The organism is Kitasatospora sp. NPDC058032, assembly GCF_042885845.1.
Taxonomy (GTDB): Bacteria; Actinomycetota; Actinomycetes; order Streptomycetales; family Streptomycetaceae; genus Kitasatospora.
The window spans coordinates 415,024-428,656 of the sequence record NZ_JBHVRK010000002.1 but is presented as its reverse complement, the minus strand read 5'-3'; the positions used below and the strand labels follow the sequence as shown (position 1 = coordinate 428,656).

Genomic DNA, 13,633 nt, shown 5'->3' with positions numbered 1-13,633 from the left:
GATCCTAGGACCGCCGGACGGATCCCCCGGTCACGGGCTGCCCGGCCCCAGCCGTCCCGGCGGCACCTGCGGTCCCGGCCGCGCGGGCGGCACGGCGTTCGCGACGGCGGGCGCGGAAGGCGCGGATCCGGTTGATCGCGAACCACACCAGCAGGACGCCGGCCAGCAGCAGCACGGCGGCGATCGAGGCGGCCAGCCACGGGTGGAAGATCGCCAGCGTGACCAGCCCGGCCACCGAGACGTCCTCGGCCAGCGAGACCGCGATGTTGCTGGCCGGCTCGGGCGAGGTGTTGACCGCCATCCGCAGCGAGGCCTTCACCAGGTGGCTGACCAGCGCCGTCGTGCCGCCCATCGCGCCCGCCGCGACCTCGCTCAGCGAACCCGGGTCGGTCGAGGCGATCAGCGCGCCGACGGTGGCGCCCGCGATCGGCCGGATCACCGTGTGGGCGACGTCCCAGACGCTGTCCACGTACGGGATCTTGTCGGCCACGGCCTCCAGCAGGAACAGCGCGGCGGCTGCGAGCAGCACGTCGGTGCGCTCCAGGGCGGCCGGCACCGAGTCGGCCCCGGCGAACCGGCCCAGCAGGCCGAGCAGCAGCACCACCGCGTAGGCGTTGATCCCGCTCGCCAGTCCGCTGGTGAAGATCAGCGGGACGATCGTCATCCGTTTCCCCGTCCGTTCCTGCTCGCAGTCCCCGCCGGGATCGGCCCGACTCGCCGTACCGTACCGGGACGCCGCCGGGCCGACCGGTGGTTCCCGTCCCGACCGTCTGAGTACGGATACTCAGACGGCCGATTGAGTACCTGCGCGGATGGCCTTTGACCTGCGTGGACGTCACAGTGGTGGCACCGGGAAGGCGGCGCGTCGGGCGCCCCGCCCCGGAGGAGCGGACGGCCGGTGCGATCGCACGGACCCGTCCGCGCCGGAGCCGGCCGGAGGCCGCGCACCGCCGACACGGGGCGGCGGAGCGGGCCACGGGGGAGCCGGTGCCCGGGGGGACCGGGAAGTGCCGAAGCGCCGTCCGTGGGGGGACGGCGCTTCGGTGGCCGGCCGGGCCGGTCACCGCAGGGCCCGATTGTCAGTGGTGCCGTTCACCATGGAGGGGCACGGGCCACCCGGCCCGGGCGCTGCCTCGGAACGGGGGAGACCATGACCATCAGCCACCCTGAGCCCGTCACCGCCCGCCTCCACTCCGCCGCCTACCGACCGGGGAGCGCGCCGCGCTCCTCCGCCCACCGGCCGTCCGCCGGTGCCGATGTGCACCCGGTGCTGCGCCGGGCCGCCGCCCCGCCCGCCGCGCTCGACCTGCTTGCCGAGGCCCACCGCACCCTCGCCCGGGCCCGCGACCTGGAGGACCCGCTGGAGCGGTACGCCGCCGCGCACCTCGCGGCGCTGCGCACCGTGGCGGCGGTGCTCGCCGTGCGCGGGCGCCCGGAGAAGAGCGAGCGGCGCCGCCGGGCGATCCGCAGCGCCTGGGAGGTGCTGCCCGAGGTGGCGCCCGAACTCGCCGAGTGGGCGCCGTACTTCGCGGCTGGTGCACGCCGCCGGGCGGCCGCCGAGGCGGGCATCCGGGGCGCCGCCTCGGTCCGGGACGCGGACGACCTGGTCCGCAACTCGGCGCTGTTCCTGCGCCTGGTCGAGCGCCTGCTCGGCCTGCACGCCGCCCCGCCCGCCCCGCGGCTGCCGCTGGACGACATCGACGGGCAGCGGGCGGACGGGCGGCGGGCCGACGGACCGGGGGAGGCGGAGGTGCGCGAGGCCGGGTGAGCGAAGGGGCGGCCGAACGGGGCGCCGGGACGGGAGGGCCTAAGGTGGAGACAACCTGATCGACACTGCACGTGCCAAGGAGCCTCGCCTTGTACCCGACGCGTCCCCGCAGCGCCCTGCGTACCGCCGTGGTGTGGGAGGTGGTGCGCGCCGCCCTGGAGAAGCGGGTGGCCGAGCTGGACCAGCCGGTGCTCGACGTGGTCGACACCGGCGGCGGCACCGGCAACTTCGCGGTGCCGGTGGCCCGGCTCGGTCACCGGGTCACCGTGGTCGACCCGAGCCCGGACGCGCTGTTCGCGCTGGAGCGGCGGGCCGCCGAGGCCGGCGTGACCGACCTGGTCCGCGCCGTGCAGGGCGACACCCAGACGCTGCCCGAGCTGGTCGCGCCCGGCACCGTCGACGCGGTGCTCTGCCACGGCGTGCTGGAGGTCGTCGACGACCCGGCCGAGGCGCTCGCCAGCCTGGCCGGCACCCTGCGCCGGGGTGGTTTCGTGAGCCTGCTGGCGGCCAACCGCAACGGCGCCGTGCTCGCCCGCGCGCTCGGCGGCCACTTCGACGACGCCCGCGCGGTGCTGAGTGCCGCCGACGGCCGCTGGGGCGCGAACGACCCGATGCCGCGCCGCTTCACGGGCGAGGAGCTGGACCGGCTGGCGGCCGGCGCCGGGCTGCGGGTGGAGTCGGTGCACGGTGTGCGGGTCTTCGCCGACCTGGTGCCGGGCGTCCTGGTGGACACCGAGCCGGGCGCGCTGGACGCGCTGCTGAAGCTGGAGGAGGCCGCCGCCGGGCAGCCGGCCTTCCACGCGGTGGCGACCCAGCTCCACCTGCTGGCCACCCTGGGCTGACCGGACGGTCCACCGCCGGTCCACCGCCGGTCCACTGTCGGCCCACCGCCGTTCGCCGACGGACTTCCCACCGTTCGCCGGCCGACCGTCGGTGCGCCTTCCACCCCGTCTCCGCGCCCTCTCCTCGGGATCTCCCCAGGTCCGGGCCGATTCCAATGGATCGGGCACTTGTCCGCCCCCTGCCGCGTTGAGGAGGGTGCGGCGAGGAGCCGCCGAAGTGGCCGGGCCCACGCGTGGTCGACCACTCCGCGACGGGCCCGTGGACCGTATGATCTGGGTAAAGCCGGAAAGCATGACCGCCGGATGCTCGGGGCATATGGACGACACGGGCCCGGGCCCCCGCACAGGCGTCCGACCGCGTGTTCTTAAGGCTGATTGGACTTGCCACCCCGACCGGGGCGGCGGACCGGTCGCACCCGCGACCGACGAGTAGGAGGACTCCGTGCCGCTCTCGGAGCACGAGCAGCGACTGCTCGACCAGATGGAGCGAGCGCTGTATGCCGAAGATCCCAAATTCGCGTCGGCGCTTGAGGGAACCGGCCTGCGCACCTACACCCGCCGGCGGGTGTATCTGGCCATCGGCGGCTTCGTGGTCGGCATCGGCCTGCTGATGGGCGGCATGGTCGTCGACCAGATCTGGGTCAGTGTGGTGGGCTTCCTGGTGATGCTCGGGTGCGCGGTCTTCGCCGTGACGGGCTGGCGCCGCGGGCCCGCGGGCCAGGCGCAGCGCTCCGGCGGTCAGGCCGCCGCGCCCCGCCGCAAGGCCGGGATGATGGACCGGGTTGAGCAGCGCTGGCAGCGTCGGCGCGACGAGCAGACCGGCGGCTTCTGAGCGACGGATTCCGAGGGACCGCACCGCCCCTACCGGCGGACGGTACGGATACAACAGCAGCAGCAACAGCACGGATGCGACGAGGGCGGGCAGTCGAACGACTGCCCGCCCTCGTCGCATCCCGACGCCGTCAGGACTACTTGCCGCCGCCCCCGCGGCGCGACCGGCGCCGGCCCAGCACCCGGCGGACCGGTCCGGTGACCGTCCCGACCGCCCCGCCCGCGCGCGCCAGCAGGGCGCCGACCCCCAGCCGGGCGGTCAGCAGCGCGTCCGAGATCCGCCACCGCAGCTGGGCGGAGGACGGCGGCAGCAGCAGTGCCCTGATCCGCTCCCACCGTCCGAGCCGGGCCCGCAGGCCGTCCCGGGCGGTCCGGACGTCCGCCGCCAGCGGCTCGCCGACCTGCGCGGACCGGGCGTAGAGCACCCGCTCGGTGGCCAGCGCCACCCGGCCCGCGGCCGCCGCCGACGCCTCGTCCAGCTCGCCGGTCTCGGTGATCCGGCGGACGGCGGCGCGCGGGGTGCGCGACTCGTCCGGCGGGATGCCGAGGTCCCAGGCGGAGTCGATCAGTTCGTCCCAGGCGGCCAGCACCTGCGCGTCGGTCAGCCCGCCGGGACCCGGTCCGCCGGGGCGCCGGCGCCCGCCGGTGCCGAGCCGGCGCCGGCGCAGCAGCGTGCGCCAGACCATCGGGGTGAGCAGCAGCACCAGCAGCAGCACGGCGACGGCCAGGGCGGCCAGTGTCTTCCCGGAGGGCCAGACGGACTGCCCGCCGCCGCCGGCCGCCTGGTCGCGCCGGTCGTCGCAGTCGCCGGTGCGGCGCAGCTTCGCGTCGCAGTCGGCGTTGGCGGACGGCACCTGGACCGGTGCGGTGGCCTGCGGCTGCGGGGCGGGCGCGGTGGTCGGCTGGGTGGCCGGCGAGGAGATCGGGTCCGAGTAGTCGGGCTGGACGCCGCGGTTCGGGGTGGGCTCGAAGCGTAGCCAGCCGTAGCCCTCGAAGTAGAGCTCGGGCCAGGCGTGGTACATCGAGTCGGTCACCGAGTAGACGTTGCCGCCCTTGGTGTTGCCGGGGGTGAAGCCGAGCGCGACCCGGGCGGGGACGCCCAGGGTGCGGGCCATCACCGCCATGGTGGAGGCGAAGTGGACGCAGTAGCCGCGGCGGCGGGCCAGGAAGTCCGCCATCGCGTCGCCGCCGTTGTCGGGCTTGATGGTGGTGTCGTAGGTGAAGTCCGGCCCGGTGAACCAGGTCCGCAGGGCGTCCATCTTGTCGTACGGGGTCGGCGCGTTCCTGGTGATGTCGGCCGCCGTCCGCCGGACCACGTCGGGCAGGTCGGAGGGCACGGCCAGGTACTGCCGGGTGATCCGCTCGGGCGGCTTGGGCGCGCTGCGCAGGCTGGTGGCGGTGGGCTGGACGTCCATGCCGGTGGCCGTGTACTTGAGCCCCTTGATCGCCTTTTCCTTGGCGGGGAGCACGCTGGCGGTGGCCCGGTCGAGCTGCCAGGCGGAGTTGTCGCGCAGGTTGACGTTCCGCGCCGGGTAGGGCAGCGGCAGCCAGGCGTCCTCCAGCCGGTTGCCGATCATGACCTCGGTCTTGGCCTCGGGCACGTCGACCGACCCCAGCCCCTCGGGCGCGGGCAGGGCGCCGGTGAACGGCTCGGTGTCCGAGGAACCGCGCTTCCAGGCGGTGCCGTCGAAGGCGTCCAGCGCGCCGGTGCGCAGGTAGGTGGAGCCGGCGGAGGGGCTCTCCGTCGAGTACGTGAACAGCTCGACGTTGCGCGGGTTGGGCAGCGACCCGGTCAGCGCGACCATCGGGTCGAGGCTGCTGACGCCGCCCGCGCCGCCGTGCCGCCCGGAGGCCGTGCCGGGGCCGGTGTGCAGCAGTCCGGTGCTCCAGCGCGGCAGGAAGGCGGGCAGCAGCAGGGCGAGCACGAGGGCCGCCACGCCGACCTGACGGCCGTTCTGGCCGAGCGCGCCGAGGCCGCTGCCGCCCTCGCCGCGTTCGGCGCCGCGGAAGACCCGGCCCCAGCGGGAGACCCGGTCCTGGCCCTCGGCGAAGAGCAGCACCAGGTAGCCGGTGGCGGCGGTGGCGAACCAGAGCCAGCTGCCCTGGCCGCCGGCCAGCCCGTTGCCGACCGAGTAGAGCGCGAGCAGCGGCAGTCCGGCCAGGGCCGAGCGGCGGTAGGTGACCGCGACGGTGTCCACGGCGACGGCGATCAGACCGACCGAGGCGACCAGGATCAGCCGCAGGCCCGGGTTGGGCGGGGCGGGGATGGCGTAGTCGCGGACGTCGGCGAACCCCTGGCCGAGGATCCGGCCGAGGGCGCGGACCGACTCGGTGCCCGGTACGACGCCGCCGAAGACCGCCGAGGAGGAGGCGAAGCCGAGCAGCAGCACGACGAACAGCACCAGCAGCTGGCCGAGCGGGACGGTCCACCGGTAGAACGGCGTGCGCCGCAGCCCGGCACCGACGGCCGCGACCACCGCCACCACGAGGAGGGCGTGGCCGATCCAGCCCTTGGAGGTCAGCAGCGGGGTCAGGCAGAGCGCGGCCAGGAGGGTGGCCAGCGCCGAGTACACGGTCAGTTTGGCCCGGGTGGTCACGCGCCGGCCTCTTCTCGGTAGGGGGAGGACGACTCGGTCCCCTCGGCGGCCCGCCACAGGTCGGGGACGGAGTCGCCGGCGCGGACGGTGAGCACCGTCCAGCCGGCCTCGCGCAGCCGGCGCGCCCGGTCGCGGAACTCCTCGCCGCCGGTGTCCGGGGCGAGCATGCGCAGGCCGGCCCAGGTGCCGGTGTCGAGCAGGAAGACGACGGCGCCGCCGGTGCGGCTGCGCAGCCGGGCGAGCCGGGCGGTCTGCTCCTCGTCGAGCTCGCCGAGGACGGCCACCAGCAGGCCCTCGCCGCCGGCCCGCAGCGGGTCCTCGGCGCGGGAGAGCCCGGCCCCGTCGGAGAGGTCGACGACGGCGAGGGCGTCCAGGATGACGCCGGAGGTGTCGGCGGCGCCGTGCCCGCCGTCCACGCCGAGGCCGGGGACGGTGTGGCCGGTGTCGGTGAGCAGGCGGGTCTGGTAGCCGCGCTCCAGCAGGTGCGCGGCGACGGATGCGGCGCAGCTCACGGCCCATTCGAAGGAGGAGGCCGGGCCGCTGCCCCGGTGGGCGATCTCGCGGGTGTCCAGCAGCACCGTGGCGCGGGCCCTGCGGGGCTGCTCCTCGCGCCGGACCATCAGTTCGCCGTAGCGCGCGGTGGACTTCCAGTGCACCCGGCGCAGGTCGTCGCCGGCCCGGTACTCGCGCAGGATGACGTCGTCGTCGCCGGCCAGCGCGAGGGAGCGGGTGTGGCTGTCGCCCTGCCCGGCCCATTCGCCGCTGAGCCGCACGTGCGGCAGCGCCAGCACCTGCGGGACGACGGTGAGCACGTCGGAGGCGGCGAAGGAGCGGTTCAGCTCGCACATCCCGAACGGGTCGGAGAGCCGCAGCTGGAGCGGGCCCAGCGGGTAGCGCCCGCGCAGGTCGGAGCGGACCCGGTAGGAGACCTCGCGGTGGCCGCGCGGCTCGACCCGGTCCAGGACGAACCGCGGGCGCGGCCCGAGCACGTACGGGACCTTGTCCTCCAGCAGCAGCAGACCGGTGGGGACCCGCGAGACGTTGTCCACCCGCAGGTGCACCCGGGCCTCCTGGCCGGCCACCGCCCGGCGCGGGGAGAGCCGGCGGCCGCTGGCGACCCGGTAGCGGGTGTTGGCCAGCAGCAGCGCGGCGGCCAGCGGCAGCACGGCGAGCAGCACGCCGACGCGCAGCAGCGCGTCCTGGCCGAGCAGGTAGGCGCAGACCACCGCGGTCAGTCCGGCGGCGAGGAAGGAGCGGCCGCGGGTGGTGAGGCCGCGCAGGCCGGCGCGCAGGCCCGACGGTTCGTCGGACGGGCCCACCTCAGCCCCTCCGGACGGCCGTGCTGCCCTGCTGCGGGCGCGGCAGCGGCAGGCGGGCGACCAGGTCGGTGACGATCTGTTCGGCGGTGCGGCGGCTGAGCTGGGTCTCGGCGGTGGGCATCAGACGGTGGGCGAGCACCGGGACGGCGAGGCGCTGGACGTCGTCCGGGGTGACGTAGTCGCGGCCGTCCAGGGCGGCGGCGGCGCGGGCGGCCCGGACCAGGTGCAGGGTGGCGCGCGGCGAGGCGCCGAGCCGCAGCTCGTGGCTGCTGCGGGTGGCGGCGACCAGGTCGACGACGTAGCGGCGGACCGGGTCGGCGACGTGCACGGTGCGGACCAGCTCGACCAGCTTGAGGATGTCGGCGGCGTGCGCGACCGGCTGCAGGTCGTCCAGCGGGCTGGCGCCGGCGTGCACGTCGAGCATGGCGAACTCGGCCTCGGGGCTGGGGTAGCCCATCGAGATCCGGGCCATGAAGCGGTCCCGCTGGGCCTCCGGGAGGGGGTAGGTGCCCTCCATCTCGACCGGGTTCTGGGTGGCGACCACCATGAACGGCGAGGGCAGCACGTAGCTGGTGCCGTCGATGGTGACCTGGCGCTCCTCCATCGACTCCAGCAGCGCGGACTGGGTCTTGGGCGAGGCCCGGTTGATCTCGTCGCCGACCACGATCTGGGCGAAGATCGCGCCGGGGCGGAACTCGAAGTCGCGCCGCTGCTGGTCGAAGATGTTGGTGCCGGTGACGTCCGAGGGCAGCAGGTCCGGGGTGAACTGGATGCGCCGCACGGTGCAGTCGACGGACCGGGCGAGCGCCTTGGCCAGCATGGTCTTGCCGACGCCGGGCACGTCCTCCAGTAGCAGGTGGCCCTCGGCGAGCAGCACGGTCAGGGCGATCCGCACGGCCTCCGGCTTGCCCTCGATCACGCTCTCGATGTTGGCCCGGACCCGGTCGACGACGGCGGCGAGTTCCGACAGGCCGACCGGGCCGTACCCGGCTGCGCCCTGGTCGCTCCCCGCACGACCGTCGAGACCGGCCTGATCGCTGTAGCTCGTCACCCGTTCGCTCCCTGGCACACCACGACCGGCTCCGTCCGAGCCCGGCCCCACCCCATGCTGGACGCGGCCCCTCCGGGAGCGGTTCCGTGTGCGGGAGCCGGTGCCGGGGTACGGCCTGCGGCTGGCCGCCCCAGGTGGTTCGAGGTCAGACCGGCAGGCGCATTCTCCCCCCTGGGGAGGCCAGAAGTCACCACTTGGAAGGGCTGCCCAGGTCGGAAGGGGCGCCGGGAGTGCCCGCGGCGGGCCCGGACGGCGTCGGCCGGGCCGCTCGGGCGGGCTGCTCGGCCGGGCCGTTCGGCGGGGCGGGAGATCAGTCGATCTCGCGCAGCAGGCCGGTGTGGACGTCGAAGACGAATCCGCGCACGTCGTCGGTGTGGAGCAGGAAGGGGGAGGTGCGCACCCGCTGCATCGACTGCCGGACGTCGCCGTCCAGGTCGACGAAGGCTTCGACCGCCCACTGCGGGCGCTGGCCGACCTCGGCCTCCAGCTCGCGCCGGAAGTCCTCGGTGAGCCCGAGCAGGCCGCAGCCGGTGTGGTGGATCAGCGCGATCGAGCGGGTGCCCAGGGCGCGCTGGCTGATGGTCAGGGAGCGGATCGTGTCGTCGGTGACCACGCCGCCCGCGTTGCGGATGACGTGGGCGTCGCCGAGTTCGAGGCCGAGCGCGGCGAACAGGTCGAGACGGGCGTCCATGCACGCGACCACGGCGATCCTCTGCACCGGGCGGGCGTCCATGCCGCCGTCGCGGAAGGTCAGCGCGTACTCGCGGTTGGCGGCGACGAAGCGGTCGATGATGGTCGGGGTGGGGTCGGCAGCGGCGGTCGGCGTGGGCCGGTCGGGAGTCACTGTCATGGGGAAGACGTTAGTGCGATTCACCCGTTCGCGGTGGGGCTGTTTGCGACAGAGCGGACGCCTGTGGCCGAAGGCGTTCCCACAAGGCGGGAGTGGGCGGGCGATCGGCCGTCCGGGTGCCCCGCCGGGCCCCTGGCATGTGCCACGAGCACCGTCGCGACCTGCGGTGATCCTTTCCGCCGCCCGGGTGGTGCGCCGGAGCGGGCCATTGACTGACGGGGCGTGCGCGATAGAGTTGCGGCGCAGTGGAGCACACCCGCCGGGGCCCGTCAACCGGGCCTTTCCGGCCGTGCGGTGACCGACGCGGCCCGTGGCCTCCACCCGCTCTCCGTGCCACCTGGCGCACCTTCCCCGGCGCCGGGCGGTCACGACCTTCCCCAGGAGCGGGCGGGGACCACGGGCCGCGCGGCCCGGCCCGCGGGACGGCTGCGCGGCCTGGTGGGAGAGAATGGTCGGAGCTCCCCGGACGTCGGGCGGCTTTCGCACCGAGGAAGGGCGCCACAGCGCATGACCACCAACGATCCGGCACCCAAGCACGTCCCGGTGATGCTGCAGCGGTGCATGGACGCGCTGGCCCCGGCGATCTCCCGGCCCGGCGCGGTGGTGGTGGACGCCACCCTCGGCCTCGGCGGCCACAGCGAGGCCCTGCTCACCCAGTTCCCGGACGTCCGGCTGATCGCGGTGGACCGCGACCCGGCGGCGCTCAAGCTCTCCGGCGAGCGGCTGGCCCGCTTCGGCGACCGGGCCACCCTGGTGCACGCCGTCTACGACGAGATCCCCGAGGTGCTGGAGCGCCTGGGTGTCCCCAGGATCGACGGCGTCCTGTTCGACCTCGGCGTCTCCTCGATGCAGCTGGACGAGGCCGACCGCGGCTTCGCCTACGCCCAGGACGCGCCGCTGGACATGCGGATGGACCAGACCCGGGGGATCAGCGCGGCCGAGGTGCTGAACACCTACAGCCACGGCGATCTGGCCCGGATCCTCAAGTTCTACGGCGAGGAGCGGTTCGCCGGCAAGATCGCCTCGGTCATCCTCCGGGAGCGCGAGAAGGAACCGTTCACCACCAGCGCGCGTCTGGTCGATCTGGTGCGCAACGCCATCCCGGCCGCCACCCGCCGCACCGGCGGGAACCCGGCCAAGCGGACCTTCCAGGCGCTGCGGATCGAGGTCAACGGCGAGCTGGAGGTCCTGGACCGGGCGATCCCCGGAGCGCTGGACGTGCTGGCGCTCGGCGGGCGGATCGTCGTGATGTCCTACCAGTCGCTGGAGGACCGTCTGGTCAAGCAGTACTTCGCGGCCGGTGCGACCAGCACCGCCCCTCCGGGGCTGCCGTTCGTACCCGAGGAGCACCAGCCCTGGCTGAAGCTGATCACTCGCGGTGCCGAACTGGCCACGGAGGAGGAGATCGAGGAGAACCGGCGCGCCGCGCCCGTGCGGCTGCGGGTGGCGGAGAGGATCAGGGACCGAAGCACCCGGCGCTGACCGGCACCGGGGCGGTCCGAAGGGCGGAGGAACAACAGTGGTGGGGCCGGTGGCCGGAGGCGGGGCGGGGAGTCGTTTGCTCCCCGGGCAGAGCGGCAGGGCGCGGATCACCGTGCGTCCGGGGCGGCCGGTACGGGGGCGGACACCGTTCGCCGTGCTGGTGGTGGTGCTGCTCGGAGCCGGGCTGCTCGGGCTGCTGGCGCTGAACACCGCGCTCAACGAGGGCTCCTTCGAGCTGTCCAGGCTGCAGCGGCAGACCACCGTGCTGACCGACGAGCAGCAGGGGCTGCAGCGCCAGATCGACCAGAACTCCGCTCCGGACGCGCTGGCCCGCCGGGCCGCCGAGCTGGGCATGGTGCCGGGCGGCGGGATGGCCTTCCTCGACCTGCCGAACGGCGGCGCCGTGGTCGGCACGCCCAAGGCGGCGCAGGACAGCCCTCCGGTGAAACGGTCCACCGCGGAACCGTGGCCCGCGAAGCAGCCCGCGCCGGGCACCCAGCCGACCACCCAGCCGACCGCCCAGCCGACCGCGGGCGGGACCACTCCGGCCGCCCCGCCGCCGCCGTCCACCGCCGCCGCCTCGCCGACCGGTCCGGTGTCGGGCGGCGACGTCACCGTCCAGGTCAACCCGGGCACGGCGCAGCCGTCGCCGCACGCGGGCGGGGGTACCGGCCGATGAGCACGCCCCGCCAGCCCTCCGGCGGCGCCGGCGCGGGCGGTCGCCGCCCCGTCAAGGGCGCCGCGCCGCGTCCGGCCGTCGCGCGCGGGCAGTCCGCCAGCCGCGCCCAGAGTCCCAAGGCGCAGAGTCCCAAGGCACAGAGCCCGAAGCCGCAGAGCCCGAAGGCCCAGCCCGCCAAGCCGTCGGCCGCCAAGGCCCAGGGCGCCAAGGAGCAGCCCGGCCGTCCGCGCCCGGCGCGCGCCCCCCAGCAGCGCCGTTCCGACGGGCGCCCCCCGGCACCCCGGCCACGCCCCCAGCGCCGCCCGCCGACCCGTCGCCCCGCCTCCCGCGGGCTCCGGCTGGCCGACCCGCGCCGCCGGCTGCGGGTGATCACCATCACGCTCTCGGTGGTGTTCTCGATCTTCGCCGGACGGCTGGTCCAGCTCCAGCTGCTGGATTCCGACGCGCTGGCCGCCGACGCCAACACCAACCGCTACCTGAACATCCCGATCACCGCCGAACGGGGCTCGATAACGTCCTCCGACGGGGTGTCCCTGGCCACCACCGTCGACGCCTACGACATCACCGCCGACCCGGCGATGTTCACCCCCGAGGCGACCGGTCTGCCCGACGCCCCCGAGCAGGCCGCCGCGCTGCTGGCGCCGATCCTCGGCGTGCCCAAGGAGAAGATCGCGGCCGACCTGCACACCCCCAAGACCCGCTACAAGCGGCTGGCCGCCCAGCAGAGCCCGGACGTCAAGAACCAGATCAGCGACCTCAAGTCCGGTCTGGAGAAGCAGGCGGGATCGCGTGCCTGCCAGGCCCAGAAGCGGCTGCTGAACAAGCCCGCCGAGGAGGGCGGCCGCACCCGGCTGGACAACGAGTGCGTCAACCCGCTGGCCGGCGTCTTCAACCGGGACACCCAGAAGCGGGTCTACCCGTCCGACGGGCTGGCCGCCAACCTGGTCGGCTTCGTCAACGCCGAGGGCGAGGGCGCCGGCGGGCTGGAGCAGCAGTACCAGAAGCTGCTGGCCGGCAAGGACGGCCACAGCAGCTACGCGCAGGCCGGCGGCCGTCTGGTGCCGACCGCGGGCGGCTCGCTGGACCCCGCCGTGCCCGGCACCGACCTGCGGCTGACCATCAACCGCGACATCCAGTGGGCCGCCCAGCGGGCCATCACCGACCAGGTCACCAACGCCGGGGCGGAGAAGGGCTACGTGATCGTCCAGGACGTGCGGAACGGCCAGGTGCTGGCGATGGCCACCTCGCCCGGCTTCAACCCGAACGACCTGAGCACCGCCAAGAACTCGCAGCTCGGCAACGCTGCCCTGCAGGACGCCTACGAGCCCGGCTCCACCGCCAAGCTGATGACCATGGCGGCCGTCCTGGACACCGGCAAGGCCACCTGGGACACCAAGGTCACCGTGCCGTACCCGCTGGTCCGCGGCGACGTCGCGTTCAAGGACGACATCGAGCACGACACCTGGTACCTCACCCTGGCCGGCGTGCTCGCCAAGTCCTCCAACATCGGCACCATCGAGGCCGCCCAGACCCTCGGCGACACCCAGCCCGAGGCCAACCGGGTGCTCTACGACTACCTGCGGAAGTTCGGCATCGGCCAGCAGACCGGCCTCGGCTTCCCCGGCGAGACCGCGGGGCTGCTCGACAAGCCGGAGGACTGGAAGGCGTCCAAGCAGTACACCATCCCGTTCGGCCAGGGCCTGTCGGTCAACGCGCTGCAGGCGACCTCGGTCTTCTCGACCATCGCCAACGGCGGGGTCCGGGTGGCGCCCAGCGTCGTCCAGGGCACCACCGCGCCGGACGGCAAGTACAGCGCGGCCCCGGCCTCGGAGCAGTCCCGGGTGGTCAGCGAGCAGACCGCCAAGACCCTCACCGAGATGCTGGAGTCGGTCGTCTCCGACGAGCAGGGCACCGGCGGCAGGGCCGCGATCCCGGGCTACCGGGTCGCCGGCAAGACCGGCACCGCCAACCGGGTGGACCCGAAGGCCGGCGGCTACCGCGGGTACACCGCCTCCTTCATCGGGTTCGCCCCGGCCGACCAGCCCCGGGTCACCGTCTCCTGCGTGATCCAGGACCCGGTCAACGGCCACTTCGGCGGCCAGCTGTGCGGCCCGGTGTTCAAGCAGGTGATGGAGTTCACCCTCAAGACCCTCCAGGTCCCGCCGAGCGGCAGCGAGGCGCCCAACCTGCCCGTCGAGTGGAAGCCGTGATCGA

The 13,633-nt window shown here is 74.7% G+C and carries 11 protein-coding genes; 6 read left to right on the top strand and 5 right to left on the bottom strand.

Annotated elements, in window-relative coordinates:
- Nucleotides 1-4 precede the first annotated feature (4 nt).
- Nucleotides 5-664 (bottom strand): DUF4126 domain-containing protein, encoded by a 660-nt coding sequence (locus tag ACFVUH_RS04850; RefSeq protein WP_355361724.1) that lies wholly within the window; start codon nt 662-664, stop codon nt 5-7.
- A 486-nt stretch (nt 665-1,150) separates the two neighbouring features.
- On the opposite strand from ACFVUH_RS04850, the gene ACFVUH_RS04845 reads away from it, so the two are divergent.
- The 3 genes from ACFVUH_RS04845 to ACFVUH_RS04835 all read left to right on the top strand — a co-directional run bounded on the left by ACFVUH_RS04845 (nt 1,151) and on the right by ACFVUH_RS04835 (nt 3,442).
- A complete protein-coding gene (locus tag ACFVUH_RS04845; protein ID WP_387911211.1) occupies nt 1,151-1,768 on the top strand; it encodes an SAV_6107 family HEPN domain-containing protein in 618 nt (205 codons plus the stop codon).
- 89 nt (nt 1,769-1,857) lie between these two features.
- Nucleotides 1,858-2,610, top strand: coding sequence for a methyltransferase domain-containing protein (locus ACFVUH_RS04840; protein WP_355361720.1), 753 nt, complete (start codon nt 1,858-1,860; stop codon nt 2,608-2,610).
- Nucleotides 2,611-3,052: 442 nt separating this feature from the next.
- Nucleotides 3,053-3,442 (top strand): DUF3040 domain-containing protein, encoded by a 390-nt coding sequence (locus ACFVUH_RS04835; protein WP_355361718.1) that lies wholly within the window; start codon nt 3,053-3,055, stop codon nt 3,440-3,442.
- Between the two features lie 136 nt (nt 3,443-3,578).
- On the opposite strand, the gene ACFVUH_RS04830 is transcribed toward ACFVUH_RS04835, so the two are convergent.
- From ACFVUH_RS04830 to ACFVUH_RS04815, 4 genes are all read right to left on the bottom strand, one after another.
- Nucleotides 3,579-6,038, bottom strand: coding sequence for a transglutaminaseTgpA domain-containing protein (locus ACFVUH_RS04830; protein ID WP_387911208.1), 2,460 nt, complete (start codon nt 6,036-6,038; stop codon nt 3,579-3,581).
- On the bottom strand, nt 6,035-7,357 hold the full coding sequence (locus ACFVUH_RS04825; RefSeq protein ID WP_387911206.1) for a DUF58 domain-containing protein: 1,323 nt from the start codon (nt 7,355-7,357) through the stop codon (nt 6,035-6,037). Before ACFVUH_RS04825 ends, ACFVUH_RS04830 begins: the two co-directional genes overlap by 4 nt.
- Before the next feature lies 1 nt (nt 7,358).
- On the bottom strand, nt 7,359-8,327 hold the full coding sequence (locus ACFVUH_RS04820) for an AAA family ATPase (protein ID WP_387911338.1): 969 nt from the start codon (nt 8,325-8,327) through the stop codon (nt 7,359-7,361).
- 391 nt (nt 8,328-8,718) lie between these two features.
- On the bottom strand, nt 8,719-9,258 hold the full coding sequence (locus ACFVUH_RS04815; RefSeq protein WP_355361712.1) for a carbonic anhydrase: 540 nt from the start codon (nt 9,256-9,258) through the stop codon (nt 8,719-8,721).
- A 507-nt stretch (nt 9,259-9,765) separates the two neighbouring features.
- Between ACFVUH_RS04815 and rsmH the strand changes: the two genes are divergently transcribed.
- The 3 genes from rsmH (at nt 9,766) to ACFVUH_RS04800 (ending at nt 13,629) form a co-directional block, all read left to right on the top strand.
- On the top strand, nt 9,766-10,740 hold the full coding sequence (gene rsmH / locus ACFVUH_RS04810; RefSeq protein ID WP_387911204.1) for a 16S rRNA (cytosine(1402)-N(4))-methyltransferase RsmH: 975 nt from the start codon (nt 9,766-9,768) through the stop codon (nt 10,738-10,740).
- Between the two features lie 154 nt (nt 10,741-10,894).
- The gene (locus ACFVUH_RS04805) at nt 10,895-11,419 is read left to right on the top strand and encodes a septum formation initiator family protein (RefSeq protein WP_387911202.1); all 525 of its coding nucleotides are present in this window, start codon (nt 10,895-10,897) and stop codon (nt 11,417-11,419) included.
- Nucleotides 11,416-13,629: a penicillin-binding transpeptidase domain-containing protein gene (locus ACFVUH_RS04800; RefSeq protein ID WP_387911200.1), complete on the top strand. Its 2,214-nt coding sequence runs from the start codon at nt 11,416-11,418 to the stop codon at nt 13,627-13,629. The genes ACFVUH_RS04805 and ACFVUH_RS04800 overlap by 4 nt, the downstream gene beginning before the upstream one ends.
- Nucleotides 13,630-13,633: the final 4 nt, after the last annotated feature.